Here is a 25,377-nt window from a genome sequence, read left to right on the forward strand (position 1 = left end):
AGTCACCAAACCACGGAAGCGAACTTCACTATCACGGATTTTTTGTTCAACCGCTATTTTTTGGGTCATATCACGGATCGATGCGGCCACTTGGCGACGACCATCAAAATCACTCGGTAAAATACTTAAGGCGATTTCGGCAACAAACTCATCCCCATCAGACTTAAGTGCCCGCACATGGCGTGCATTTGCCATCGGCCTATCACGCCCCTCACGTAGAAACTGTAATCTTTCTTTGGCATGGGGACTCCTTAAATCTTCGGGTAGCAAAGCTTCAATTTGTAATCCCAACATAGCTTTTGCGTCATAACCAAACAGCTGCTGACAGCGACTATTGCTAAATACTATTTGGCCACTTTGATCGACAATCAACATGGCCTCAGGTGCGGCCTCAAGTACCGCGCTAGACCAAGCTGCGGCGGAAAATTGTTCTGTCACATCGGTAAATAGCATCTCCACCGACATTAACTCGCCAGTATCTGACACTAAAGGCTGCATAAAAACATCGAGCCGCCTTGACTGACCTTTTGAATCGATGAGTTCAACTTGATGTGAAGGGACGTTCTGCCCTTTGAGTGCCAGATCGGTGTATTCCCAGTTTTTCTCATTAAGGGGATTGGCCGAAAACAATCTTTGATATTTGCGCTTAAGTAATTCGGGCGGTATGCCCAATACTTTGGTTACCCCTTCACTGACCTGTGCAAGTTGTCCGTCAGGATCAAGTGAGCAATAAAAGGATTTATCGCTCATACCGTCGATCAAGCGAGCGAAGCGGTTACCGCGGGAATCTAAAATAGCTTGCTCACGCTGAGCAAGCAGATCTGCCATTTTGTTAAAGGTTTCACTTAAGGTCACTATCTCGCTAATCGCACCTTTAGGGATAACCAACTGCTGTGTTTTACCTTGACCGAAAGCCAAAATGCCGGATTCAAGGGTTTCCAGTGGACGAGTTAACCGTTTAGCGGCGATATAGCAGGTCAATAACAGCAGTAAGGTTAATAAACTTAAGTTGAGGACAACTGAGGAAATATCGTCCAGTAGCGAGGTAAATAACTCCTGCTGTGGCACCATAACAACCACGTGCCATTTTAACTTTGCCACTTCTGCAATGCTGGCAAGATAAACTGTACCAGTATCATCAACAAAACTGGCTTGCCCAGTCAGCCCATCTTCCAGCAAAGCGCCAAAGGTATTATTTTTGTGATTTCCTTTATCCAGCCATTCCGAGACTGATGTGGCTAAAACCTTTTCTTTATCCCCATGAAAGATAAGCCGACCTTGCTCATCTAATATCATCAGCCGATTAGGGGCTATCCCTAGTTGCTCAGGTAATCTATCTAAGGCCAAATCAACGGTTGTAACCCCAAAATAGTTCGGCTGCACTCCAAAAGGAACCGCATAAGTAATCATTAAAGTATTACCAGCACCCTCGTCGAAATAGGCTTTTGACCAATAACCTTCGACCTTATTGATGGCTTGCGTCCACCAATCCCAAGTCCCATCGGTATAATCGTACCCCTCGGCGCCAATATCTAAATAATGGAAACTATTACCACTGCGGTATACATAGGGAGAAAAAAGTTTTTTATTGAGAAAAGTGCCCGGTTTAAAGGCAACGGCAGAACCATAAAAATCGGGGTTACGTTCGAGGCGATTAGTTAAGACTTTTTGCAGCTTATCAGAATCGTTAATATCATTCTTGTCAGCCAAAAAACCAATAAAATCAGCAAGCCCTTGAGTATTTGTTTGAGCGTGTTCGAGTAATAATTGCAATCGAGAGGCTGAATGTGCCGACTGTTGAGCTAAATGATCGTAAAGCCGCTTTTCAAGGGAAAGATAATTAAACCATGAAGTAATCCCATAAACGGCCGCCATGATAAGAATCAAAGGCAGCGCAATATGGGATAAAATTTTGCTGCGGAAAGTACGAAGTTTACTTTTATCCATGGCGTCGCCTCAAAGCCCCCGTTTTAAGTCTCCCCCCTTTTTGGGGTAGCTCTTATAAAGTAAACGAAGAACGCTGTGGCGACAATCTCAAAGTTAAAATAATGTGAACTAATATATTGTTTTCACAACATTAATAAACAGGGTTTAGCGTACGGTTAGCGAATGTTCGAACAAAATAGCTTTGCGTTTCAGCAATGATAATGTGCCGCAATCCAATAATCGCAATCAAATTAGGTATGGCCATTAAGCCATTTACCGTATCAGCCAGTAACCAAATCACATCCAACTTGATAAAAGCCCCCCCCGCAATCAGGCCTAAAAACAAGATTTGATAGGCACGCAGCCCGCGCTCGCCCACTAAGTAGTACCAGCAACGTTCACCATAGTAATGCCAGCCTAAAATGGTCGTAAACGCAAAGCAGACCAAGGCGATAGTGACTAAATACTGGCCGATGGCAGCCGATCCGCCTAAGCTAAACGCCGCACTGGTCATGGCCGCGCCCGCAGTGTCACCGCTCCATACCCCAGTGATGATAAGCACTAATCCCGTCATAGTGCAGATGATAATAGTATCGAAAAAGGTGCCAGTCATACTCACTAAGCCCTGCTCGACGGGCTCATTGGTTTTTGCCGCAGCCGCAGCAATGGGCGCACTACCTAAGCCTGACTCATTAGAAAATACCCCGCGGGCAATCCCCATTTGAATCGCTTGCGCCACGGTGGCCCCTAAAAATCCCCCCGCAGCCGATACTGGCGTAAAAGCCGACTCCACCACTAATTGCAACGCGGGTAGAATGGCATCGGCAAAAACCATTAAAATCCACACACAGGCCAACACATAACCAATTGACATCGCCGGTACTAACTTTTGCGCCACGTTGGAGATACGTTTGACGCCACCTAAGGTGACAGCCGCCACCAGCAGGGTTAGCACTAGCGCAGTCGCCCATGTTGGTACATCAAAGGCGATAGTTAAGGCATCACTTATCGCATTCACTTGAGCAAAAGTCCCAATGCCGAAAAATGCAACCCCCACGCCAAACAGCGCAAATAACTTCGCCATCCAACGCAAACCGAGGCCACGCTCGATGTAATACATCGGGCCACCGGCAATCTGTCCACGCGCATCAGTGGTGCGGTATTTTACCGCCAACATACATTCGGCATACTTAGTCGCCATGCCAAAAAAGGCGGCAAGCCACATCCAAAATAACGCACCAGGGCCGCCCATCTTAATCGCCGTTGCGACCCCAACAATATTGCCCGTACCTATGGTTGCAGACAATGCAGTACAAAGCGCGGCGAAGGACGATAGATCACCATGCCCCTTAGCGGGTTTGAACAATAGGCTCAGCGCCATTGGCAGACGAAATACTTGGATAAGCTTTAGTCGCGCAGTGAGATAAATCCCTGTGCCAACTAACAAACAAAGTGTGATAGGACCCCAGACAATACCGTTTAGGCTGCCGAGTAAGGCTTCAAAACTCATGATATTCCTCAATTATTAAACAACTAAATTAATAAAGGAGGAGGAAAAGAAATGGCTGTGACACATCGCTGCCAGCCTAAAGAAATACCATCTTCCCAGCCAATAACGGCAGGAAAATAGTCCACAAAGACAAACGACAGGGACTGTGCAGTCATCCTCTCCTCTGTCCTTTTGCCTGAGCGTTTCGCGTCGCTTAAAACACTGCGACACTTTCGCCTTCGGCGCCACCTATTATTGCAAGTTAATGCAATCGGTAGTCTCTCCAGAGGCTCGTCCAGTAACAGTCCACGCCTTGCGGCACCTGAAAGAGTGCTTTGTTTATGGAATGCTTCCAACAACAAAGTTGCCTCGTCGGTGTGGGGTTAATTCCCCACTCTCCTGCTACCTTCATCCGAACGGATTGTTAAAACGATAGCCAGCTATCGTTTTAACAGGGCGCACAGAATGCAACAAACACCACAATAGCTCAAGCCCATTTGCTCACAGAAATGAGAGCCAAGCCGTTAATCGCAGAAAATTCAAACAGACTCAATCCTAAGTCTTAATCAATGTGAATTGATCTAACTTGCCCAAATATCGGTATCTATAGGATTGTAAAATGCTTTATCTTTAGCCTAACGCCTAGGTTGGCTAAATCCCAATTGGAAGAGATAGATGAAAGAAGTCGCCAAGCTTATCCAAGTAAGTAAAAGTTTTCGCGACGGCGAGCAGCGCCACACTGTACTGCAAGCGGTCGATTTAACTTTGCATCAAGGGGAGACTATCGCACTCACCGGCCCAAGTGGCAGCGGCAAAAGCACTTTACTGAATCTGATTGCGGGCTTTGAAACGGCAGACAGTGGCCAGATTGTGTTGAATCATCAATCCACCACCAAGTGGCAAGATAAGCAATGGAGTGAGTTTAGGCGTACCCATTTAGGCGTGGTATTCCAGCAATTTAATTTACTCACTCCGCTGAATGTTAAAAATAATATCGGCTTTTCCCTGCACCTTAACGGTGATAGCTGGAATCCTTGGTGCGATTATTTGGTGGAAAAACTCGGGTTAGCGGCATTGTTAAACCGGCAGGTTGAAGCGCTTTCCGGCGGACAACAACAGCGGGTCGCGATAGCCAGGGCATTAGCCCACAATCCGAGTTTACTGCTGGCCGACGAACCCACGGGTAACTTAGATGACGAATCTGGTAAACAGGTGATGTCACTGCTATGCGAACTCGCCAAAGAGAGCCAAACCAGCATTTTGATGGTCACCCACAGCGAAGAGTGCGCCGCCTTTATGAACAAACGCTGGCATCTGTCCCACGCCGCAGTGTCGATCTCCGGCTAGCATGATGAATAACACACAGCTAGAACATAAAGCCAATCCATACCACCACTTAAGCAAGAGTGGACAATGGCTGCGTATCACTTGGGTACTCAAGGTATTTTTAGCCCATTATCGCCACGCGCCATTGCAGGCTGGGGCGATTTTACTCGGAATCGCCCTCGCCGTGACGCTGCTCATCGGGGTAAAAGCCACCAACGATAATGCGATTCGTAGCTATAGCGAAGCCACAGAGCTATTAAGTCAGCGGGCCGATGTACTGCTGACCTCACCCGTTGGCCAAGATAATCTCGATGAATCGGTGTATTTCAGTTTAAGGCAGGCTGGGATTAGCCAAAGTCTTGCGGTAGTCAGTGGCAGAGTTGCTGGCCAAAACGGCCAGTATTGGCAAATTGAAGGCAGCGATATTGTCGCGGCATTGACTGCCACATTAACCTCAAAAAACGCTTCACCGTCCTCAAATAACAAGGCAACGGCTAATTCTACTGTCTCAATGGGAGATCTGCCCCTTGCCGACCTAATAAGCGGTGAGCCCGTGGTGGTGATGAGTGACAGTCTAGCCAGCAAAATCGCGCCCAATGGCCAGCTCAGCCTAGCCCAATCCATAACACCATCGACCCTAAAAGTGATCCGTGTCGATGATAGTTGGGGACTTGGCAGCGCCATCTTGACCGATATTTCCCTCGCCCAAAACTTACTTGGCATGCAGGGCAAACTCAGTTATATCGCCCTATTTAGCGATAGGGATAAACTAGTCGCGTTAAAACAACGGCTCGACACCTTAGGTATCACCCCAGATCTCGCCAGCTACAGTCAGCAAGATCAAGGGCAAGCCTTAATGGCGCTTACCCGCAGTTTTCATTTAAATCTCAATGCAATGAGTATGTTAGCCTTTGTAGTTGGGCTATTTATTGCCTATAACGGCGTGCGTTACAGCCTGATGAAACGCCAACGTCTGCTGATTCAACTGCTGCAACAGGGGCTAGAACGACTCGACGTGATGCTTGCCCTGCTCGCCGAATTACTATTTTTGGTTATCTTAGGCTCGGTAATCGGGTTTATCTTAGGTTTACAACTCAGCCATTGGCTACAACCTATGGTTGCTATGACGCTAGAGCAACTCTATGGTGCTCACTTGCTGCCGGGCATTTGGCAATGGCATTGGTTAGCACAGGCGATCGCGCTCACCTTAGTGGCAGCGCTTGCTGCTTGCATGCCCTTGTATTTTGATCTTACGCGCCAATCCCTTGCCCAAGGCGCTAACCGTTATCAGCAAACTAAGGCCCACAACCAAACCCACCAGCGGCAATTTATCTTAGCCTGTGGGTTACTCGTACTCGCGGCGATACTGTTTCCCTTCAGCCAAAGTTACAACACCAGTTTGATATTACTAGGTATAGTGACGGTCGCGATTCCTCTGCTGTTGCCCCAAGTATTGCATTGGGGAGTAAGCTTACTGCTCCCCTTCACTCGCCCAGGGCTTAAGCACTATTTGCTCGCCGAAACCCGCGAGCTTATCGCGCCACTTTCCCTTGCGATGATGGCCATTTTGCTGGCATTAAGCGCAAATGTGGCGATGAATACCCTAGTGGGCAGCTTTGAGCAAACCCTAAGAAGTTGGTTAGAAACCCGCTTACATGCCGATTTATACCTACGCCCCAGTGCTAACCGTATGGCTGATGTACGGGATAAATTAAGCCAAGATCCTCGTGTCAGCGGCCTATATCAACAATGGCAAGTCGATGCAGAGATATCGATCCAAGGCCCAACGCCTCAAACGATCCCCGTGAATCTTATCAGCCGTGATGATGAGTCAATCAAATACTCCAGTTCACTCAAAGACAGTTTACCCGACCTATGGCAACGCTATTTTGGCGGACAATTTGTCTTGGTGAGTGAGCCAATGGCGATTAAGTATCAGTTGATGCTGGGCGATAAAGTCACTTTAAACGTGCTCGATAAAGCCACCAATAACCAAGTGGTTATCGCAGGTATTTATTACGATCATGGTAATACCCGCAATGAGCTCATCATTAGCCATCAACTGTGGCAACAGGCACAACTGCCACTGTTACCCATCAGCCTTGCGGCCAGTTTTCATCCTCTGGAACAAGCTGATAAACCCTCCTCATCGGTGCTAACACAACCAATACCCACGAACGGCAAGCGCAGTGAGGCCGAACTGGATGAACTGCAAATGCAGCTCGCCACAGAGCTAGAGTTGGCTCAGGCGCAAATTTATAGCCAAGCCAGTATAAAGGCCCAAGCCATTGCCATGTTTAAACGCACTTTTTCAATCACGTTAGTGCTCAATAGTTTAACCTTGCTGGTGGCCGCCATTGGGCTATTTAGCGCCTGCTTAATGTTAACCCAAGCACGGCAAGCGCCACTGGCACGGCTTTATTCTCTAGGGGTGAGTCGCAGCAAACTACGTACTATGGTATTTAGCCAAATGCTACTGGTTGTAGTAATCACTTGCCTGATTGCGATGCCTACGGGCGCTCTGCTGGGGTATTTATTAATCAATAAAATCACCCTGCAAGCCTTTGGTTGGACCATCCAAATGATCTGGGACTGGTTTGCTTATACCAAAGCCATCCTCATCGCACTGGTGACTTGTACCTTAGCCGTGCTCTTACCGCTTTACTGGCAAACCCGCAGACCGCTAATAGCCAGTTTGCAGCAGGAAACCCTATGAACAGTCGTCCATATACCATTACCCAATTGAAAGTGAATGGTTTACTCACAATGAACTGGCTTAAGTGCCGTACAAACGCACGCTTAATCAGTCAACTCATCATCGGTGGATTACTCTTTTTCACGATAAGCGGCTGCGATAATGCGCCCGCGAGCGTTTCAGAATCCAAATCCATGGGGGCTTTGCTAGGGCAAACAAAAGAAGGCGAAACCACAACCTCAACGCTGCAAGCCTTTGCAAAGGTGACACCTGAGCATCAGTTTCACTTTCCCCAAGATCATCTTGCCCACAACGGCTTTCGGCAAGAATGGTGGTATCTCACCGCTAACTTAACCACCGAAAAAGGTGAGCAACTTGGCGCGCAATGGACCCAATTTAGGGTGGCACTAAAACCTCAATATACAGAATCGCAGAATGCGCAACCGCCTACCCTTAAGTCCGCTTGGGCCACTGAACAACTCTATTTTGCCCATAGCGCACTGACCTCTAGCGCAGCACATCTGGCCCATGAGAAATGGTCTCGCGGTCATCCAAAGCTTGCCGGCGTCAATGCCAATCCCTATCAAATTCATCTCGATAACTGGCAATGGCAGAGTGAGTCGAGCGCGTTATTTCCGGCAATCTTAAGGGTTGAGACCGCAGACTTTAGTTACGCGCTAACGCTGACCAGCCAAGCACCGCTGCAATATCAAGGCGATAATGGCTATAGCATTAAAAACCGCGAGGGTAATGTCGCTTCCTACTACTACAGTCAACCTTTTATCAGCATTACTGGCCAGATCACCCGCCATATCAACATCAATGGCCAAGCCGAAAGTCGGGTAGAGAAAGTCACTGGCCAAGGCTGGCTAGACAGAGAATGGAGCTCACAATTTTTAACTAAAAGCCAGCAGGGTTGGGATTGGTTTGCCCTGCGCCTCAATGATGGTTCGGCGCTAATGCTCTTTCAGTTAAGGGAGCAATCCACCGATAAATCTCAAACTCCATTAGCCTTTTACAGCGCCAGACGAATGTTTGCCGATGGCACAGGCCGTAATATCAACTCCCGAGACACGCCAGATGGAATAAAAATGACGCCGCTGGAATGGCAAACCACCCGCACCGGCAAATACCCTGTAAGCTGGCAAGTCCAAATCCCGAGTGAGCAAATCGATATCCGTATCTCACCGTTAAATCCCAATAGCGCCATGGCGTTATCCACCTCCTATTGGGAAGGCCCAATCAAACTTAGCGGTAGCCACACCGGCATGGGTTATATGGAGCTGACGGGATATTAACCCACTCATAGTGATGTTTGACTGCCGGATCTTTCGCTAATCTAACCAATCTCGCCATTCCCTCTCCAAAGAGATAGCGATTGTTTAAATTTCAAACTGAGAGTTAGATCACGCGCAAAACTTTGATCCCGATCGACTATCCCCTGCAATACCTCTTGTGAGGTATACCCACATTTTTTATCAGGTCTAGACTCGCAGTTATCCACATTCAGTTGTACAGATGTTTATGCAAAGCAGCTGAGTGCATCTCAAGATAAAGGTCACCGCTATGAGTCAGGAATACCATGTCACCAGCCTCGTGGTACATGCAGCCCCTAATGCCTTGCAACAGGTTGAAGCCGATATTGCCGCGTTAAAAGGCTGCGATATCCACGCCATTTCACCCGAAGGCAAGTTGGTTATTACCCTCGAAGGGAATACCCAAAAAGCCATTCTCGACAATGTTGAAGCCATCAATGGCCTGTCCGGTGTGTTATCCGCCAGTTTGATTTACCACCAAGTAGAACCCCTAGAACAAGAACTGTTAGAAAAAGAGAGTGAGGAAACACTATGAGCATTAGCCGCCGCGAGTTTCTCAAGGCTAACGCAGCGGTTGCCGCTGCGACGGCCGTTGGCGTCACGCTTCCCGTGAAAATGGTTGAAGCCGCCGAGTCAGATAATATCAAGTGGGACAAAGCCCCCTGCCGTTTTTGCGGTGTGGGTTGTAGCGTATTAGTCGGTACCAAAGCGGGTAAAGTGGTTGCCACCAAAGGCGATCCAGAAAGCCCAGTTAACCGCGGGCTAAACTGTATTAAAGGCTACTTCCTGTCGAAAATCATGTACGGCAAGGACAGATTAACCACGCCATTACTACGCATGAAAGACGGCAAATACCACAAAGAAGGCGAGTTTACCCCAGTAAGTTGGGATGTTGCCTTCGATACTATGGCCGCTAAGTGGAAACACAGCATCGCCACTAAAGGCCCAACCTCAGTCGGTATGTTCGGTTCTGGTCAGTGGACGATTTGGGAAGGTTACGCTGCATCTAAACTGCATAAAGCTGGATTCTTAACCAACAACATCGACCCTAACGCCCGCCACTGTATGGCCTCAGCGGTCGTTGGGTTTATGCGTACCTTCGGTATTGATGAACCGATGGGCTGTTACGACGACTTAGAAGCCGCCGATCACTTTGTGCTCTGGGGCGCCAACATGGCCGAGATGCATCCGATCCTGTGGGCACGTTTATCTGATCGCCGTTTAAGCAGTAAAGACTGTCGCGTGCATGTACTATCCACCTTCGAGAACCGTAGCTTCGATCTTGCGGATAACCCGATGGTTTTCCATCCGCAATCAGATCTGGTGATCCTCAACTATATCGCCAACTACATCATTCAAAACAAAGCGGTAAATACTGACTTTGTGACTAAACACACTAAGTTTGCCCTCGGTGTAGATGATATCGGCTATGGCCTGCGTCCAGATCATCCGTTAGAGAAGAAAGCCAAAAATCCTGGCAATGGTAAATCTAGCCCTATTAGCTTCGAAGAATACGCTAAGTTCGTCAGCACTTATACGCTGGAATACGCAGCAAAAATGAGTGGTGTAGAGCCTGAAAAATTAGAAACCTTAGCCAAGGCCTATGCCGATCCTAAAGTGAAGGTTATGAGCCTGTGGACCATGGGGATTAACCAACACGTTCGTGGAGTGTGGGCAAACAACATGCTCTATAACATTCACTTACTGACGGGCAAAATCGCCACACCTGGCAACAGCCCATTCTCACTGACAGGCCAACCTTCAGCCTGTGGTACCGCCCGTGAAGTCGGCACCTTCGCCCACCGCTTACCTGCTGATATGGTGGTGGATAACGATAAGCATCGCGCGATCACCGAAAAAATGTGGCAAGTGCCTGAAGGCACGATTCCACCTAAACCTGGCTACCATGCCGTGCTGCAAAGCCGGATGCTCAAAGACGGTAAGCTAAACTGTTATTGGACTATGTGTACCAATAACATGCAAGCCGGCCCGAATATCAACGATGAAATTTACCCGGGATTCCGTAATCCAGAGAACTTTATCGTGGTATCCGATCCTTACCCAACCGTCACCGCCATGGCAGCAGACCTTATTCTACCGACCGCCATGTGGGTCGAGAAAGAAGGCGCCTACGGTAACGCCGAGCGCCGCACCCATATGTGGCATCAACAGGTTAAAGCGCCTGAGGGAGCTAAATCGGATCTGTGGCAATTAGTCGAGTTTTCAAAACGCTTTAAAGTGTCTGAAGTGTGGCCCGCAGAGCTTATCGCTAAAAAGCCTGAATACGCTGACAAGACCCTTTATGAAGTACTGTTTGCCAATGGTGTCATCAACAAGTTCCCGACTACCGATTGTAAGGGCGACCTAAACGACGAAAGTGAACACTTTGGCTTCTATCTACAAAAAGGCATCTTCGAAGAATACGCCGCCTTCGGTCGCGGCCATGGCCATGACTTAGCCGACTTTGACCGTTACCACGAAACCCGCGGTCTACGCTGGCCAGTGGTTGAGGGTAAAGAAACCCTGCGTCGCTTCGTTGAAGGTAGCGATCCTTATGTTAAGGCAGGTGAAGGCTTTAAGTTCTACGGTAAACCCGATGGTAAAGCGGTAATTTTCGCCCTGCCTTACGAACCAGCAGCGGAAGAGCCTAACTCAGAATACGATCTGTGGATGTCTACCGGCCGCGTGCTCGAACACTGGCATACAGGTTCGATGACCGCCCGTGTACCTGAGCTCTATCGCGCCTATCCTGATGCACAAATCTTTATGCATCCTGAAGACGCTAAGGCCCGAGGTCTGCAACGTGGTGATGAAGTGATAGTGGCATCTCCCCGTGGTGAGGTCAAAACCCGTGTCGAAACCAAAGGCCGTAACAAACCGCCACGCGGCGTGGTGTTTATGCCCTTCTTCGATGCGCGTCAGTTAGTTAACAAGTTGATTCTGGATGCGACCGATCCACTGTCAAAAGAAACTGATTTTAAGAAGTGCCCAGTAAAAGTGATGAAGGCCTAAGCCCTCATTTGATAGCGATAAGCGTATTTGAAAGCGATTAAGGAGTCTAAGGTGAGTCAGCAAGTGAAGAGTCCATTCACAGTCAAACAAGTCAACCGTCGCCAGTTTTTGGCCACGACGGCTAAGGCTGGCTGTGTGATGGGGCTTGTGGGATTAGGCTTGACGGCCACGGCAAAAAGCCAAGGTCAACTCGCCTCCCAAGCTTGCAGACCGCCGGGCGCCCTTGAAGAAAGCGATTTTCTCTCGGCCTGCATGCGCTGCGGTTTGTGTGTTGAGGCTTGCCCTTACGACACGCTAACACTGGCACGTTGGTTCGATGGCGCCGCCACTGGCACGCCATTCTTTACCGCAAGACGCATTCCCTGCGAAATGTGTGAGGATATTCCCTGCATCAAAGCCTGCCCATCGGGCGCGCTTGATCCTCAACTTGAGCACATTAGCGATGCCAAAATGGGTGTTGCGGTACTGATCGATGAGAAAAATTGCCTTAACTTTAAGGGATTACGCTGTGATGTCTGTTATCGGGTTTGTCCGTTAATCGACAACGCCATCACCTTAGAACGCCAACGCAATCAACATAGCGATCACCACGCCATGTTTTTACCCACAGTCAACAGCGATACCTGTACGGGTTGTGGCAAATGCGAGCACGCCTGCGTGCTCGATACCGCCGCCATAAAAGTCTTACCGACGGCATTAGCACTCGGTAAGGCAGCGGAGCATGACACTTATCTCAACACTGAGGAAACCACCTTAGAGATGTTGAATAAGGGGCTAACGCTATGAGTAACAAGTCTATGAATAACCGGACCATGAACTCAAAAGCCCGCATGCAAGGCGAGCATGCCGCAGCCATTGCAGAACTCGGTTGGTTTGGCGCACACAAATATTTGCTACTACGCCGTACTGTGCAACTAGGCCTTTTGAGCTTATTCGCAATGGGGCCATTACTGGGAATTTGGCTATTTAAGGGTAATTTATCGGCCAGTTTACTGCTCGATACCATTCCCTTTGCCGATCCGCTAGTGAGCTTACAAATGCTCATTAGCGGGCATATTCCCAAGCTTAGCCTATTGATAGGTGCAACCTTGGTCATACTGTTTTATGCCCTCGCCGGTGGCCGGGTGTTTTGCAGTTGGGTGTGTCCCGTCAATCTGGTCACCGATACCGCAAGCTGGCTCAGACGTAAACTAAACCTCCCTCGCACCAGCGAGTTACCGCGTAATTTACGTTATTACCTGCTGGCACTCGTGCTGTTATTGCCACTGCTCACGGGCAGCTTGATTTGGGAATGGATTAATCCCGTCCCCTTAGTCTATCGCGCCGTGCTATTTGGCAGTCTCAGTGGTTTATGGATCTTAGCGGCGATATTTCTGCTGGATCTATTTATCGCCGAGCGCGCTTGGTGTGGTCACCTGTGCCCAACGGGCGCCCTATTTGGCTTAATCGGCAAATGGAGCCCCATTAAGATCGTCGCCAGCAAAGCTAGCGCCTGTGATAACTGCATGGATTGCTTTGCTGTTTGCCCCGAGCGCCAAGTATTAAAGCCCGCGTTAAAAGGGCAAAATCCGGTAATCACTAGCCCAGACTGCACCCAATGCGGCCGCTGTATCGATGTCTGCGCAAAGCGCGTATTTCGCTATCAAACACGTTTTACGGCCACTCAGGCTCAACTTAGTTCAGGCGATTCGACCGATTGTCACTCGCCATCAACCACTTCACCAATTCGTCAACACATTGCCCCCAAGGCGGAGAATGACCAATGAAAAAAATACTCACCTTAGCCGCGATTGTATTAGCCATCGGCGGCTGCTCAGGCCAACAAGCAGACTCTCAAGCAACACCAGTCAATATCAAATCCCTCGCCGGCGATAGCGCGGTGACCGATATTCGCCCCGCTGATGCTATGCCCGTTTACCCAGCTCGCGGTAAGGCGTTGGAACGCAGTTTTACTGACCAACCGCCACTCATCCCCCATAAGGATGATTACAAAATCACCTTAGATAAAAATGGCTGTTTAACTTGCCATAGCTGGGATAAAGCCCCACGGATGAAAGCCACACCAGTGGCGAAATCCCACGTTATCGACGATAAGGGCACGCTCAATGGCCATAATTATTTCTGCACCCAGTGCCATGTTGCGCAAGCAGAAAACAAAGCGCCTTTAGTTGATAATAAGTTCTCAACTCAGTAAAACAATCCTCCCCTGCCCGCACCAAAGCCACTGATCATCCAGTGGCTTTTTATTATCCATAACAAAATTAGAGATAAACTTAAAAACTCAGTGGGGGGAGATGTTGGACGAACTGAAAAATAAGCAGACGGGACAATAGATAAAATGCGGAAAAGTAAAAACCCAGCCTAGGCTGGGTTAACTTGTTGTTTTGCTTTATGCAAATCACCCGCCGGAGCCGTTACTCTTGTTTGCGCTGCCTTTGCTGTTTGCACATTCTTTGTTTCAGGCATCGCCGCCTGCCACAAAGCACCTACCCATAAACTTGACGTTGACTTCATGACCAAATCTCCTGTTCTGTTAACAAGTTCAAAGTAATACTTAGACCATCATCAGTAAAATGAATTAACGCCATACAATGGATTCCATTTGAGCATGAACATTCCAATCAAGACCTTACAATGTTTTCTGATCTTAGTTGAAACGGAAAACTTCACCCGTGCAGCACAAAAATGCTTTATCACTCAACCAACGCTCAGCAAAATCATCCAAAGGCTTGAAGAAAGCGTAGGAGAAACCCTGCTGATCCGTAACAATCAAAAGGTGGAGCTAACCCAAGCTGGGCAACTGTTTGAACACAGTGCGCGGGAGATCCTCGGACAATGGCATAGATTGCAGGAGGATATGAGTAACTTAAGCGGCCTAAAATCGGGGCGGCTTAGACTCGGTGTCTGCCCCATGATGAGTAGCTTAATTATTGGATTACTGACGAGCTATCGTAAGCGTTATCCAGGGGTTGAACTACAAATGTATGAATACGGGGGATTTGGCTGCGAGCAGGCACTGCTAAATAACAGTTTAGATATTGCCTTTACTGCGTTACCCACAACCCATGAGACTGAGCTAGTCAACCAACCGCTGACAAAATATCCTCTGTTAGCTTGCCTGCCTGATGGGCACCCGCTTGCGGCTAAGTCATATCTCAACTGGCAAGATTTTGAAGCTTATCCGTTTATTCTCTATAACGAGGACTTCTCACTTGCCAAATTGATAACTCGCCTCAGCCGTAAGGCTGGCGTGCAATTAAATATCGCCTTTCGCAGTGGTCAATGGGACTTTCTTGCAACCATGGTTGAAGCCGACATGGGACTGGCCATATTACCCGAACCTATTTGCCAAAAACTCAGTCACAGCAACCTAGTCTTTAGACCGATGCAACCGGCATTAACTTGGGATTTAGCCCTGATTTGGCGGCAGAACTTACCGTTAACTCCCGCGGCAAATGCTCTACTGGAATTAAGTAAACAAAAAGCGTGAATAATGAATGCTGAATGCTGAATGCTGAATGCTGAATGCTGAATGCTGAATGCTGAATGCTGAATGCTGAATGCTGAATGCTGAATGCTGAATGCTGAATGCTGAATGCTGAATGCTGAATGCTGAATGCTGAATGCTGAATGCTGAATGCTGACTCGTCAACCGTCTAATGTCAACCAGTGCATCACCCATAAAAAAACCGCTGCTAGCCTAGGCTTAGCAGCGGTTTCTATTTAGAGGAAGTTAAGAATTACTTCTTAGCTTCAGCAGCTTTACGCTCTTTAACTTGCTCAACAACTTTTTCCGCAACACTGTTTGGACATGGGCTGTAGTGTGAGAACTCCATAGAGAACTGACCACGGCCTGAAGTCATTGTACGCAGAGTACCGATGTAACCGAACATTTCTGATAACGGTACGTCAGCCTTAACGCGAACACCCGTTACACCAGCAACTTGGTCTTTGATCATACCGCGACGACGGTTTAAGTCACCGATCACGTCACCCACGTTGTCTTCTGGGCTGAACACGTCAACTTTCATGATTGGCTCAAGCAGTTGTGGTTTAGCTTTAGCCATAGATTGACGGAATGCCGCTTTAGCAGCGATTTCGAACGCGATAGCTGAAGAGTCAACTGCGTGGTAAGCACCGTCAGTCAGTTCAAACTCAACGTCTAACACTGGGAAGCCAGCGATAGTACCGGTGTTCATCATGCTCGCGAAGCCTTTTTCAACTGCTGGCCAGTATTCCTTAGGAACGTTACCACCAACAACTGAAGACTTGAACACGAAGCCAGAGTTTGGCTCACCTGGGCGAATGATGTATTCGATCTTACCGAATTGACCAGAACCACCAGATTGTTTCTTGTGGGTGTATTGGTCTTCAACCATTTGAGTAATGGTTTCACGGTAGGCCACTTGTGGCTCACCTACGATCAGCTCAACACCATAAGTACGCTTCAGGATGTCCACTTTAATATCTAAGTGCAGTTCACCCATACCTTTAAGGATGGTTTCACCTGAATCTTCATCAGTTTCTACGCGGAATGATGGATCTTCTGCGATCATCTTACCGATAGCGATAGCCATCTTCTCGCTGCCGCCTTTATCTTTTGGCGCTACTGCGATAGAGATAACTGGCTCTGGGAACACCATGGCTTCCAGAGTACATGGGTGCTTAACATCACACAGTGTGTGACCAGTTTGTACGTTCTTCATACCCACGATTGCGATAATGTCACCAGCTTCAGCTGATTCAATTTCGATACGATCGTTAGCATACATTTCGCACATACGGCCGATACGCTCAGTCTTACCAGTTGCACTGTTAAGAATGGTATCGCCTTTCTTCAGACGGCCAGCATAAATACGTACGAAAGTCAGGGCACCGAAACGGTCATCCATGATCTTGAACGCTAATGCTTTTAATGACTCATCAGCAGAAACGATAGCGTATTCGCCAGTTTCGTTACCTTCTTCGTCAGTTAAAGGTTGTGGATCAACTTCATCTGGCGCTGGCAGATAATCAACAACAGCATCCAGAACCAGTTGCATACCTTTGTTTTTGAAGGCTGAACCACAGAATGTTGGGAAGAATGCCATAGTACGAGTACCCTTACGGATACAACGTTTCAGGTCTTCAACAGATGGCTCTTCGCCTTCCATGTAAGCTTCTAGCAGATCGTCATCTTGCTCAACAGCAGTTTCGATCAGCATTTCACGGTATTCTTCAACTAAGTCAACCATGTCCGCTGGAACATCTTTAACTTCGAAGTTTTCTGGAATACCAGAATCGTCCCATACGTAGGCTTTACGAGTTAGCAGGTCAACAACACCACAGAACTCATCTTCAATACCGATTGGCAGAACCATAACCAGTGGGTTAGCAGCTAAAACGTCTTTAGTTTGCTTAACAACACGTAAGAAGTCAGCACCCATACGGTCTAACTTGTTTACGAAGATGATACGAGCAACTTCAGATTCGTTCGCATAGCGCCAGTTAGTTTCTGATTGAGGCTCAACACCACCAGAACCACAGAATACAGCGATACCGCCGTCAAGAACCTTCAGAGAACGGTAAACTTCAACAGTGAAGTCAACGTGCCCAGGGGTGTCAATAACGTTGAAACGGTGATCTTTCCAGAAGCAGCTTACTGCCGCTGACTGAATGGTAATACCGCGCTCAGCTTCCTGAACCATGAAGTCAGTTGTTGATTCACCATCGTGAACTTCACCGATTTTATGGATTTTACCGGTTAGCTTAAGAATACGCTCGGTGGTCGTGGTTTTACCCGCGTCAACGTGAGCGAAGATACCAATGTTTCTGTATTTGGATAATTCGGTCATGATTCAACTTTAATGATTAGTTTAAGAAGTAGACGGAGTATGCGACAAACCACCGACACACCGCACATCAGATTATTTTAGGCGCATATTGTAAATTGGAACCCCGCTATGCGCAAATGGCTCTTGCAATTTTTCACGATAAAGTCGCGGAAAAAATTAAAAAAAAATAAGAAAAATGCATTAAAACAATTAAATAAAAAAATTTAGCTCAGTTTTCAAACAATTAGTAAAAAGCCTAAAAATAAGCGTTTTTTTACCGATATTGCAGATTTCTCATACTTTAAGGACTCACAAATGGCAAAAGACCAGCCCAATGCAACCTCAATACAAACTTCAACTCAGGTTAAAACTCGGTTTAACCTAAAAGTTGATTAGCATAAATGTGAAATTGATCGAGTAAAGTGGCAATGGGCTTAGCAATGCATCTAATTTTGCAAACTAAGCATTGGATTCATCAATACAAATCTGATTTCTGCCCAAGGCTTTCGCTTGATACAGTGCTTTATCTGCTCGTTCAAAGCAGGACTGCATTGGTTCATTAATCGCTAATTTGGCAATCCCAAAACTACAGGTGAGCCGCACATCACCACTAAAGCGATAATCCTTAATCGCCGCAGCAATCCGCTGGCACAATGAGTTAACTAAAGTAATTGAAGTCTGATGGCAAAGGATCACGAACTCTTCACCTCCCCAACGGGCAACAACATCTGATTCATGCACACAATGCTGCAACACAGTAGACAGCTCCATCAAAATATTATCTCCGACAGTATGACCTAAGGTGTCATTAATCTCTTTAAAGAAATCGATATCTAACATGACAAGACAGATGGTACTTTCTGTTGCGGTCTCAGAACGATGCTCATGCACAAACTGGCGGTTAAAGTAATGGCGATTATAGAGTTTGGTGAGCGGATCATGGGTAGATAAAAACTCGAGTTCAGTATTGGTTTGTTCTAATTGCCGACGAAGGGCTTCAAGCTGTGTATTTTTATCGGTTAAGCGTCGATTATAGCGACTGATAAAATAAGTCCGAGTCGCAAGTAAGAATATCACCAGCAGAGTACCTGCAATCACTTGATAGATAAGCCAATAGTTAGTCTCATCGATAACAGTAATATTGTTCCATTTCTGGTAAATCCTAATTCGCTCAAGCTCATCAACATCATCAAGTACTTGATTAAGTATCGGCAGCAGTGCTTCATGGCCTAAACTCACTCCCATGCGTAGTTCATCTTCTGGCCCGCCCCACCCCGCAATTTTAAGATGGTTAAAACCTGTCTGCTGAATATAAGCATTCACCGAAAACATTGACCCAACAAATAAATCAGCGCGCTTATCGAGCACAGCCTCGAGTCCCGCTGGTTCACTGGCCACTTCGATGATTTTGACTCTAGGGTAATATTGCTGAATATACTCAGCGAGACGATAACCTTTAGGCACGGCTAATGTTCGTGAGCCTATGTTTTCAAATCCTTGTAAAAATGGCTGTTCTTTTAGCGAAACCAACACATTTGGCGAGTGAAAATACACATGGCTAAAATGTAAAAATTGCTCTCGGGTAGCGGTTTTGTTCAACATTGGAGTTAAATCACAGCGCCCAGCTTGTAAAAAATTAAGAGTTTCAGACCAAGATGTTGTGGGAACAAGAATGAATTTAAGGGGAGAATGGGACTCAATGTAACGAATATAGTCCGATGAGACCCCTACGTGTTTGCCCTCTCGTATCGCTTCATAGGGCAGCCAGTCGGGATCAACACAGTAACGGACTAACTGCCTACTGCTAGCACCGTCATCAGCGGTTTTGAGATAGCGCGAAGCCAAACGCTCTGCACTCACAGTTAAGGGTGAGCATAAACAGAAGAGTAAAAACCAAAATCGACAACCCATGTCGCTTCTCAAATACATTCAGTAATTCGCTGACGTAGATAAAAAGTGTATACATGATATTAAGATAATACCAATTCGCTCATCCTAAGCAGGAAAATGCACCGAACCTGAGAAACGTAATCTTGTTACCGATAAAAAAATACCCGCCAAATTGACGGGTATTTCGTTTACTTAATCTATTTTTACAAGATTAATCTTCAACTGGTGACACAACAAAGAGTAGGTCACCTTGCGATACTTGCTGACCATTGCTGTTCAGAATACGCTCGATGCGGTACTTCTTATCCTCAGGATAGAGCACGGCGCCTTGGCGGTTAAAGCCAGCCAAGTTAACCTGCGAGAACATCTTCATTGCTTCAGTCAAGGCAAGGGTTTGCTCAACGGTTACAATATCACCTTCTTTAACGAAATCAGGTTCGCCTGGCGCTGGAGAGGTATAGAAGATACCTGCGCCTTGGGCTAATACTTTAAGCTCGTTACTTTCACCCACACGCAGCGACTCAGTATCCACCCCAACGGTTTCGGCAGCGGCTTCCATTTCAGCGATCAGTGCTGGAATATCTAGCTCAGCCATAAAGCGTGGCAGATAGTTAGTGTCGTATACACCTTCTTTGAAGGTGCCATCGCTTAGGATTAACTTCAGCAATGGAATGTTAGTCGCGATACCTTTGAGCACTACACTGTCGAGGTAAGCATGTAGCTTCGCAATAACGTCTTCACGGTTTTCACCGCGCATAATCACCTGGGCGATTAAGCTATCGTAATAAGGCGAAACTTCTTTGCCCGGTGCAGCAATCGAGATGATTTCCACATCTGGATGATCAGGGAATACACATTCGGTGATCTTGCCAGGGTTTGGAACCAGTTGCAGTACGCCATGGCTGTCGAGTGCGGCTTTCTCAGCCGTTACACGCACTTCCATCGCATAACCGATTTCTTTCGGCTCTAAATGCTCGATTGAACGACCCGCAGCAATATCAAACTGCGCGCTTACGATATCGATACCAGAAGTCGCTTCGGTTACTGGATGCTCTACTTGCAGACGAGTGTTCATCTCCATGAAGTACACTTCGTTTGCGTCTAGGTTGTAGATAAACTCTACAGTACCTGCGCCCATATAATCGGTCGCATCACCTAAGGCACGGGTGTAATCCAGCACTTGTTTTTTCAGTTCATCTGGCAACATGGTTGAACCAGACTCTTCAACCACTTTCTGGTTGTTACGTTGTACTGAACAGTCACGTAAACCCAATACTTTAGCGTGACCAAATTGGTCGCGCAGTAATTGCACTTCGATATGACGTAGTGACGTAACATATTTCTCTAAGTACAGGTCGCCGTTACCGAAGGCGGCTGCCGCTTCGGTAGCGGTTTTTTGGAATAAACCAATCATATCCTCAGGACGTTTAACGACCTGAATACCTTTACCACCACCGCCTTGTACCGCTTTGAGCAGCACTGGGTAACCAATTTCATTGGCCACGTTTACCGCTTGCTCAGCGTTCGTCAGAATACCGTGTGAACCTGGTACCACAGGTACGTTTTGGCTTTGTGAAGTCTTAATCGCGTTCGACTTGTTACCCATAGTCGTCATTGAATGCACGCTAGGACCCACAAAGTTAACCCCATTATTCACACACAATGCCGCAAATTGTGGACTTTCAGACAGGAAGCCGATACCTGGGTGCAGTGCATCAACTTGCTCGTATTCGGCAACTTTCAACACTGAGTAAGCATTCAGGTAACTTTCGTCAGAGGTGTTACCCCCTAAACAGACTAACTTGTCAGAATCTTTCAGCATATCCGCAGGTACGGCAGTCATGTCAGGATCTGACGCCACTAATACCACGTTGATATCGTTATCGTGGGCCTTACGGATCAACTTAACAGCGGTACAACCACGGGCATGAACCAATACTTTGTTAATTGGTTTCATTAACTTACGAGGATCGTTTTGAACAATCACTTCTTCTTCAACAGGCGCTTCAACAACCAGAGTCGACAGAGCATTGATGATTACGTCATTAATCTTCGCCGTTGGCATTGGCATCAGAGGATCGATGCTCGCCAATTGGTTATCTAAGGTTTCGCTGAATGGGTTGTGGACTAAGCCCGCCATTGCACCTGGTACTTTCGACAAGTAGTTAGACAGTGTAGAAGTCGAAGGCAAGTAAGCTGGAACCACCATTTGACCAGCGAATGGCATGTTAGTACCAGACAGGTAGTAGGTTTGCACTAATGGGTGAGTCACGAAACTCGCTTGCGCACCACCGGTACAGTCACCAAAACCAAACATCAATACTGGCAATTCGTTATCACGGATAAAGCGTGTGATACGGTCGTTCACAACAGCCATTGAGAACAGTGCCGCAGCACCTTCTTTAGTCTGCATACCGCCTGAGCTGATAAAACAAACTACTGGCAATTTACGCTTAGCACATTCGATCAGCAGCGCAGAGAATTTCTCGGCACTCGCCATATCGAAGGCACCCGCTTGGAATGCAGTGTTAGATACCGCCAGACCCACACGGACTTTTTGTCCCTTTTCTTTAAAGTCAGCAATACCGGTGATCAGGCCGCAAGGACGAATACCTTTATCTAACGCATCTTCAATGGATAAACGGAAACCAGGGAAGTTGAGCAAGTTAGCCGACATTTTGTCGCCATTGATTTCGTCGAAATTAGTGAAAAATTGCTTAATCACATTTTCCCACGTCATCTTGCCAGTACGTTTTTCGTCACGTAATACTTTTTGGATCAGTAAGTCCTGATAACCCATGGTCAAGCGGTTCCAGAAGTCCTTACGACGACCGATACGCACAGGGTTAATCGCACCAGTGTATTTGCTGTGGTCGCTTTCACTGTCGAAGTATTCAGGCAATAAACGTTCGAAGAAGTAAGTCAGGATAACGAATAAACTGTCGTTAAGTTGTGGGAAGCCCACACTCTTCCACTGCTCTACACGCACCAAGAGATCGGCACGGTTAGATTGGCTCATAAAGTACTTAAGCCACTTGTAGAATTTAGCCTTGTCGTTTGCGGTATCCTGAGTAGACAGCGCATGGTCAATCGACTTGTGCAGTAGATTGTTCACAGAGTTGCGTGACAGACTCTTAGACATCATGGCTTCTTTCGCGATAGACGCTAAGCTACCCACAACGTTGTCGTAAAGTGAGTTAAAAATCAGGATGTTATGGCATTGCCAAATAAAGTCTTCACGCAGCTCATCGTTTACAACGACATCGAGCACAGTCAATTGATTAAGCTCAGGCCATTTTGCTTGAGTTACAGACTTAGGCAGATTTTCAAGATGCTGAATTAAGCCCTTAAAGTTGTTTGCCGCGTTGCTCTTCCAACGGTGATATAAAGACCAACCGATGTTAAATAACAGTGCCTTACGAGCTTTTTTATAGTTTTCTTTTGGTTCACCCAAAATAAAACGTGTCAGCATATTACGTTCGGTTGAAATTTCATCGCGCTTAGCAATAAAGTTCGCCCACAATTTGTTCAGATCTTCATCGTAAACCAGCTTATCAGGGCTAGATAGCCAAGCTTGGAATACACGATCTTGCTCTTGCTGGATACGCGCTAACAGATCGCCCTCGGGCACACTGACACGTGACAAACGTCCGTATTGCTCCTGAGAGATCGAATGAATACGGCTACGCAGCGTTAAATAACGCAGGTAACGGTAAGCGCTACCAAACAAGTTGTGGTGGTTGGTTGGGCTCGTTGCCACAGCCAATTCAGCGTTTAACTCTAATGCCATCAAGTTTTTAGATGGATTAAGGAAACGCGCTAAACTGCGATCATAATGCTCACGTAAATCCTTAGATTCACGTACAAAGTTCACTGCTGCGCGCTCAACCGCTTCGATACTACTGATAATCGCGCGGCGTAAATTGTGCTGACGCTCGTCACGGTCACCTGGAGAAAAATCGATAATGCCATCGATACAACCGGCGGTGTAAAGCTCTTCTGGAGATACACCCACAGATTTAGCACATTCCTGCCATGACAGGTTGTACTTACGGGCGATACTTTGTAGACCTTGTGGTTGAATGGTGTTGAAAATACCATCGCGCAGCGATAACAGAATGTTGGCTGCAGCTAAAGGAATCGCGCCACCCGAGTAACCCGCACCGATAACGATACCGACTGTCGGTACGTCAACGTTGGCACTCTCGGCAATCGCCTTAGAAATAGAATGTGCTTGGTTTTGGCTGTTGGCCACTTCGCCTGCATCGGCCCCTGGGGTATCGATTAAATAGACGATAGGCATAGACAATTCGGCAAAATGACGAATCGCTTTACAGGCGGCATAGTGATGCTCAGGCATCCATGCACCGTTAGCCGTTGTGCGCTCTTGAGCAATAAAGCCGATACGACGAGTGCGTGAACCGAAATTCAACTCGACCTCAGCACTGTAGAAAGAGCCCAAGTGAGTTTCGGTAATCAAGCGCCCCTTTAGGTCCGCAATGATACGTTTAGCACCAGGACGACCTTTGTCTTGGGTCGGTTGGATCACTTTTGCGACATAACCGTCAACATCTAACGATGCCAAGTCTTTTAAATTTGCCTGAATGGCATCTTCATTTAAAAGACCTTTAATTTCTTCTGATAAGCTCTGTTTACTGTGTTTTGGAAACAGAGAAAAATCCTTTGCCAAATGCTCGGCCTGTAAAAAAAGCGGATCGGGCGTTTGGGCTTGAGTCATGTGTTTGGGCTGATTATTGCTGGTCATCAAAAGATCCTCTGCTTTAGCCTCTGAAAATTTTTAGCCAATAAATATAACTTTGTTATCCCGCCAAATGCCATTAAACTGCATAAGACGCTATGTTCCAAATATGAGACAGTGGGAAAAACATGCCAGATTTAAACGGTATGATGCTATTTGCAGCCGTAGTGAGAGCAAAGGGATTCTCCCAAGCTGCACGTGAAACCGGCCACCCAAAATCCACCATAAGTCGCAAAATCGCGCAGCTTGAAGAACAACTAGGCGTGCGATTGTTACAACGCGACACCCGTAACCTGAGTCTTACCCAAGTCGGGGCACTCTTTTATCAACACTGTGATTCCATTCGCAATGAGGTGGAAGCGGCCAAGGCTGTTATCGAGAGTACCCATGATGATGTATCAGGATCATTACGGATAGCCATTCCGGTCTCTTTTAGCCAAGAATTAATTGCTAACCTCTGTAGCGGATTCATGCGTTTATATCCCAATGTGGAATTAGATGTCCAGTTTACCGACAACGATATCGGTTTGGTGGGTGAAGGATATGACATAGCTATCAAATATGGACCACTGCAATCCTCTGATCTTGTTGCAAGATTACTGTTCGAGCGTCAACCAATTCTGGTAGCAAGCCCTGGCTATTTAAAAGCACGCGGCACCCCCGCAACACCTAAGGAGCTGAGCGACCATAGTGGTATTCTGCTAGGGACATCCCGCTCAGCACCCATATGGCCCTTAGGCAAAGGTGCTCGCAAAACCATGGTAAACTTTCAGCGTAAAGTCAGGGTCAATAGCCCGATAATGGTTAAGCAGTTAGCCCTCGATGACTTTGGGATTGCAATGCTATCAAACTCCGCCTGCAAAACCGAACTCGCCAACGGCCAGCTAGTGCCAATCTTACAGGAATGGCCGATTGAACCCTTTAAGGTCTACGGGGTGTATTCGAGCCGCAGACAATTAGCCACCAATATCAGCGCCTTCTTGGACTTTTTCGTCAAACGCTTTAGCAGCCAAGAAAGCCTACAATCCTTGATGGGCTAGGCACTTTATCGCAGCGGCATTCACCTTTACTGACATCGCCATTCCTTTATACACATCCCAATGTTGAGTGACCATGACCATTTAGATAACAAAAAAGCCTAGCAAATTGGC

Annotated in this window: 16 protein-coding genes and 1 riboswitch; of the genes, 10 read left to right on the forward strand and 6 right to left on the reverse strand. The window is 47.1% G+C overall.

Annotated elements, in window-relative coordinates:
- The coding region (locus SHEWPOL2_RS15825) for a PAS domain S-box protein (RefSeq protein ID WP_037429709.1) at window positions 1-1,947 on the reverse strand (1,947 nt) is incomplete at its 3' end.
- A 130-nt stretch (window positions 1,948-2,077) separates the two neighbouring features.
- Window positions 2,078-3,436: a sodium:alanine symporter family protein gene (locus SHEWPOL2_RS15830; RefSeq protein WP_037429711.1), complete on the reverse strand. Its 1,359-nt coding sequence runs from the start codon at window positions 3,434-3,436 to the stop codon at window positions 2,078-2,080.
- A gap of 153 nt (window positions 3,437-3,589) precedes the next feature.
- Window positions 3,590-3,712: riboswitch (glycine riboswitch) on the reverse strand.
- Between the two features lie 378 nt (window positions 3,713-4,090).
- On the opposite strand from SHEWPOL2_RS15830, the gene SHEWPOL2_RS15835 reads away from it, so the two are divergent.
- The 8 genes from SHEWPOL2_RS15835 to napB all read left to right on the forward strand — a co-directional run bounded on the left by SHEWPOL2_RS15835 (window position 4,091) and on the right by napB (window position 13,958).
- Entirely contained in the window at window positions 4,091-4,762 is a 672-nt protein-coding gene (locus SHEWPOL2_RS15835; protein ID WP_037429713.1) for an ABC transporter ATP-binding protein, read from the forward strand.
- A gap of 1 nt (window position 4,763) precedes the next feature.
- Entirely contained in the window at window positions 4,764-7,457 is a 2,694-nt protein-coding gene (locus SHEWPOL2_RS15840) for an ABC transporter permease (RefSeq protein WP_086024067.1), read from the forward strand.
- 50 nt (window positions 7,458-7,507) lie between these two features.
- Window positions 7,508-8,734 carry a lipocalin-like domain-containing protein gene (locus SHEWPOL2_RS15845; protein ID WP_050991388.1) on the forward strand — a complete coding sequence of 409 codons (1,227 nt, stop codon included), beginning with the start codon at window positions 7,508-7,510 and terminating at the stop codon, window positions 8,732-8,734.
- 268 nt (window positions 8,735-9,002) lie between these two features.
- Window positions 9,003-9,287 carry a chaperone NapD gene (locus tag SHEWPOL2_RS15850; protein WP_037414522.1) on the forward strand — a complete coding sequence of 95 codons (285 nt, stop codon included), beginning with the start codon at window positions 9,003-9,005 and terminating at the stop codon, window positions 9,285-9,287.
- The gene (napA, locus tag SHEWPOL2_RS15855) at window positions 9,284-11,764 is read left to right on the forward strand and encodes a nitrate reductase catalytic subunit NapA (RefSeq protein WP_037414520.1); all 2,481 of its coding nucleotides are present in this window, start codon (window positions 9,284-9,286) and stop codon (window positions 11,762-11,764) included. The genes SHEWPOL2_RS15850 and napA overlap by 4 nt, the downstream gene beginning before the upstream one ends.
- A gap of 51 nt (window positions 11,765-11,815) precedes the next feature.
- Window positions 11,816-12,550 carry a ferredoxin-type protein NapG gene (gene napG, locus SHEWPOL2_RS15860; RefSeq protein WP_037429717.1) on the forward strand — a complete coding sequence of 245 codons (735 nt, stop codon included), beginning with the start codon at window positions 11,816-11,818 and terminating at the stop codon, window positions 12,548-12,550.
- Complete coding sequence (gene napH, locus SHEWPOL2_RS15865) at window positions 12,547-13,530, forward strand: quinol dehydrogenase ferredoxin subunit NapH (protein WP_037429718.1); 984 nt, start codon at window positions 12,547-12,549, stop codon at window positions 13,528-13,530. The genes napG and napH overlap by 4 nt, the downstream gene beginning before the upstream one ends.
- A complete protein-coding gene (napB, locus tag SHEWPOL2_RS15870; RefSeq protein WP_037429719.1) occupies window positions 13,527-13,958 on the forward strand; it encodes a nitrate reductase cytochrome c-type subunit NapB in 432 nt (143 codons plus the stop codon). The genes napH and napB overlap by 4 nt, the downstream gene beginning before the upstream one ends.
- Before the next feature lie 167 nt (window positions 13,959-14,125).
- Here the strand turns inward: napB and SHEWPOL2_RS22750 are convergent, their stop codons facing one another.
- Window positions 14,126-14,278, reverse strand: a complete 153-nt coding sequence (locus SHEWPOL2_RS22750; RefSeq protein WP_037414512.1) for a hypothetical protein — start codon at window positions 14,276-14,278, stop codon at window positions 14,126-14,128.
- A 94-nt stretch (window positions 14,279-14,372) separates the two neighbouring features.
- On the opposite strand from SHEWPOL2_RS22750, the gene SHEWPOL2_RS15880 reads away from it, so the two are divergent.
- A complete protein-coding gene (locus SHEWPOL2_RS15880) occupies window positions 14,373-15,254 on the forward strand; it encodes a LysR family transcriptional regulator (RefSeq protein WP_037429720.1) in 882 nt (293 codons plus the stop codon).
- 250 nt (window positions 15,255-15,504) lie between these two features.
- On the opposite strand, the gene fusA is transcribed toward SHEWPOL2_RS15880, so the two are convergent.
- From fusA to SHEWPOL2_RS15895, 3 genes are all read right to left on the reverse strand, one after another.
- On the reverse strand, window positions 15,505-17,598 hold the full coding sequence (gene fusA, locus SHEWPOL2_RS15885; protein WP_037414509.1) for an elongation factor G: 2,094 nt from the start codon (window positions 17,596-17,598) through the stop codon (window positions 15,505-15,507).
- A gap of 438 nt (window positions 17,599-18,036) precedes the next feature.
- Window positions 18,037-19,488 (reverse strand): diguanylate cyclase, encoded by a 1,452-nt coding sequence (locus SHEWPOL2_RS15890; protein WP_037429721.1) that lies wholly within the window; start codon window positions 19,486-19,488, stop codon window positions 18,037-18,039.
- 190 nt (window positions 19,489-19,678) lie between these two features.
- Window positions 19,679-24,232 carry a biotin carboxylase N-terminal domain-containing protein gene (locus SHEWPOL2_RS15895; protein WP_037414507.1) on the reverse strand — a complete coding sequence of 1,518 codons (4,554 nt, stop codon included), beginning with the start codon at window positions 24,230-24,232 and terminating at the stop codon, window positions 19,679-19,681.
- Window positions 24,233-24,354: 122 nt separating this feature from the next.
- Between SHEWPOL2_RS15895 and SHEWPOL2_RS15900 the strand changes: the two genes are divergently transcribed.
- Window positions 24,355-25,266 (forward strand): LysR family transcriptional regulator, encoded by a 912-nt coding sequence (locus SHEWPOL2_RS15900; RefSeq protein ID WP_015586033.1) that lies wholly within the window; start codon window positions 24,355-24,357, stop codon window positions 25,264-25,266.
- Window positions 25,267-25,377 lie beyond the last annotated feature (111 nt).

The organism is Shewanella sp. POL2 (genome assembly GCF_000282755.1).
GTDB classification, from domain to species: Bacteria; Pseudomonadota; Gammaproteobacteria; order Enterobacterales; family Shewanellaceae; genus Shewanella; species Shewanella xiamenensis.

Excerpts from the sequence above, each read along its gene's own strand:
- SHEWPOL2_RS15830 (WP_037429711.1), bottom strand. The coding sequence starts at position 3,436 with ATGAGTTTTGAAGCCTTACTCGGCAGCCTAAACGGTATTGTCTGGGGT.
- SHEWPOL2_RS15835 (WP_037429713.1), top strand. The coding sequence starts at position 4,091 with ATGAAAGAAGTCGCCAAGCTTATCCAAGTAAGTAAAAGTTTTCGCGAC.
- SHEWPOL2_RS15840 (WP_086024067.1), top strand. The coding sequence starts at position 4,764 with ATGATGAATAACACACAGCTAGAACATAAAGCCAATCCATACCACCAC.
- SHEWPOL2_RS15845 (WP_050991388.1), top strand. The coding sequence starts at position 7,508 with ATGAACTGGCTTAAGTGCCGTACAAACGCACGCTTAATCAGTCAACTC.
- SHEWPOL2_RS15850 (WP_037414522.1), top strand. The coding sequence starts at position 9,003 with ATGAGTCAGGAATACCATGTCACCAGCCTCGTGGTACATGCAGCCCCT.
- napA (WP_037414520.1), top strand. The coding sequence starts at position 9,284 with ATGAGCATTAGCCGCCGCGAGTTTCTCAAGGCTAACGCAGCGGTTGCC.
- napH (WP_037429718.1), top strand. The coding sequence starts at position 12,547 with ATGAGTAACAAGTCTATGAATAACCGGACCATGAACTCAAAAGCCCGC.
- napB (WP_037429719.1), top strand. The coding sequence starts at position 13,527 with ATGAAAAAAATACTCACCTTAGCCGCGATTGTATTAGCCATCGGCGGC.
- SHEWPOL2_RS22750 (WP_037414512.1), bottom strand. The coding sequence starts at position 14,278 with ATGAAGTCAACGTCAAGTTTATGGGTAGGTGCTTTGTGGCAGGCGGCG.
- SHEWPOL2_RS15880 (WP_037429720.1), top strand. The coding sequence starts at position 14,373 with ATGAACATTCCAATCAAGACCTTACAATGTTTTCTGATCTTAGTTGAA.
- fusA (WP_037414509.1), bottom strand. The coding sequence starts at position 17,598 with ATGACCGAATTATCCAAATACAGAAACATTGGTATCTTCGCTCACGTT.
- SHEWPOL2_RS15890 (WP_037429721.1), bottom strand. The coding sequence starts at position 19,488 with ATGGGTTGTCGATTTTGGTTTTTACTCTTCTGTTTATGCTCACCCTTA.
- SHEWPOL2_RS15895 (WP_037414507.1), bottom strand. The coding sequence starts at position 24,232 with ATGACCAGCAATAATCAGCCCAAACACATGACTCAAGCCCAAACGCCC.
- SHEWPOL2_RS15900 (WP_015586033.1), top strand. The coding sequence starts at position 24,355 with ATGCCAGATTTAAACGGTATGATGCTATTTGCAGCCGTAGTGAGAGCA.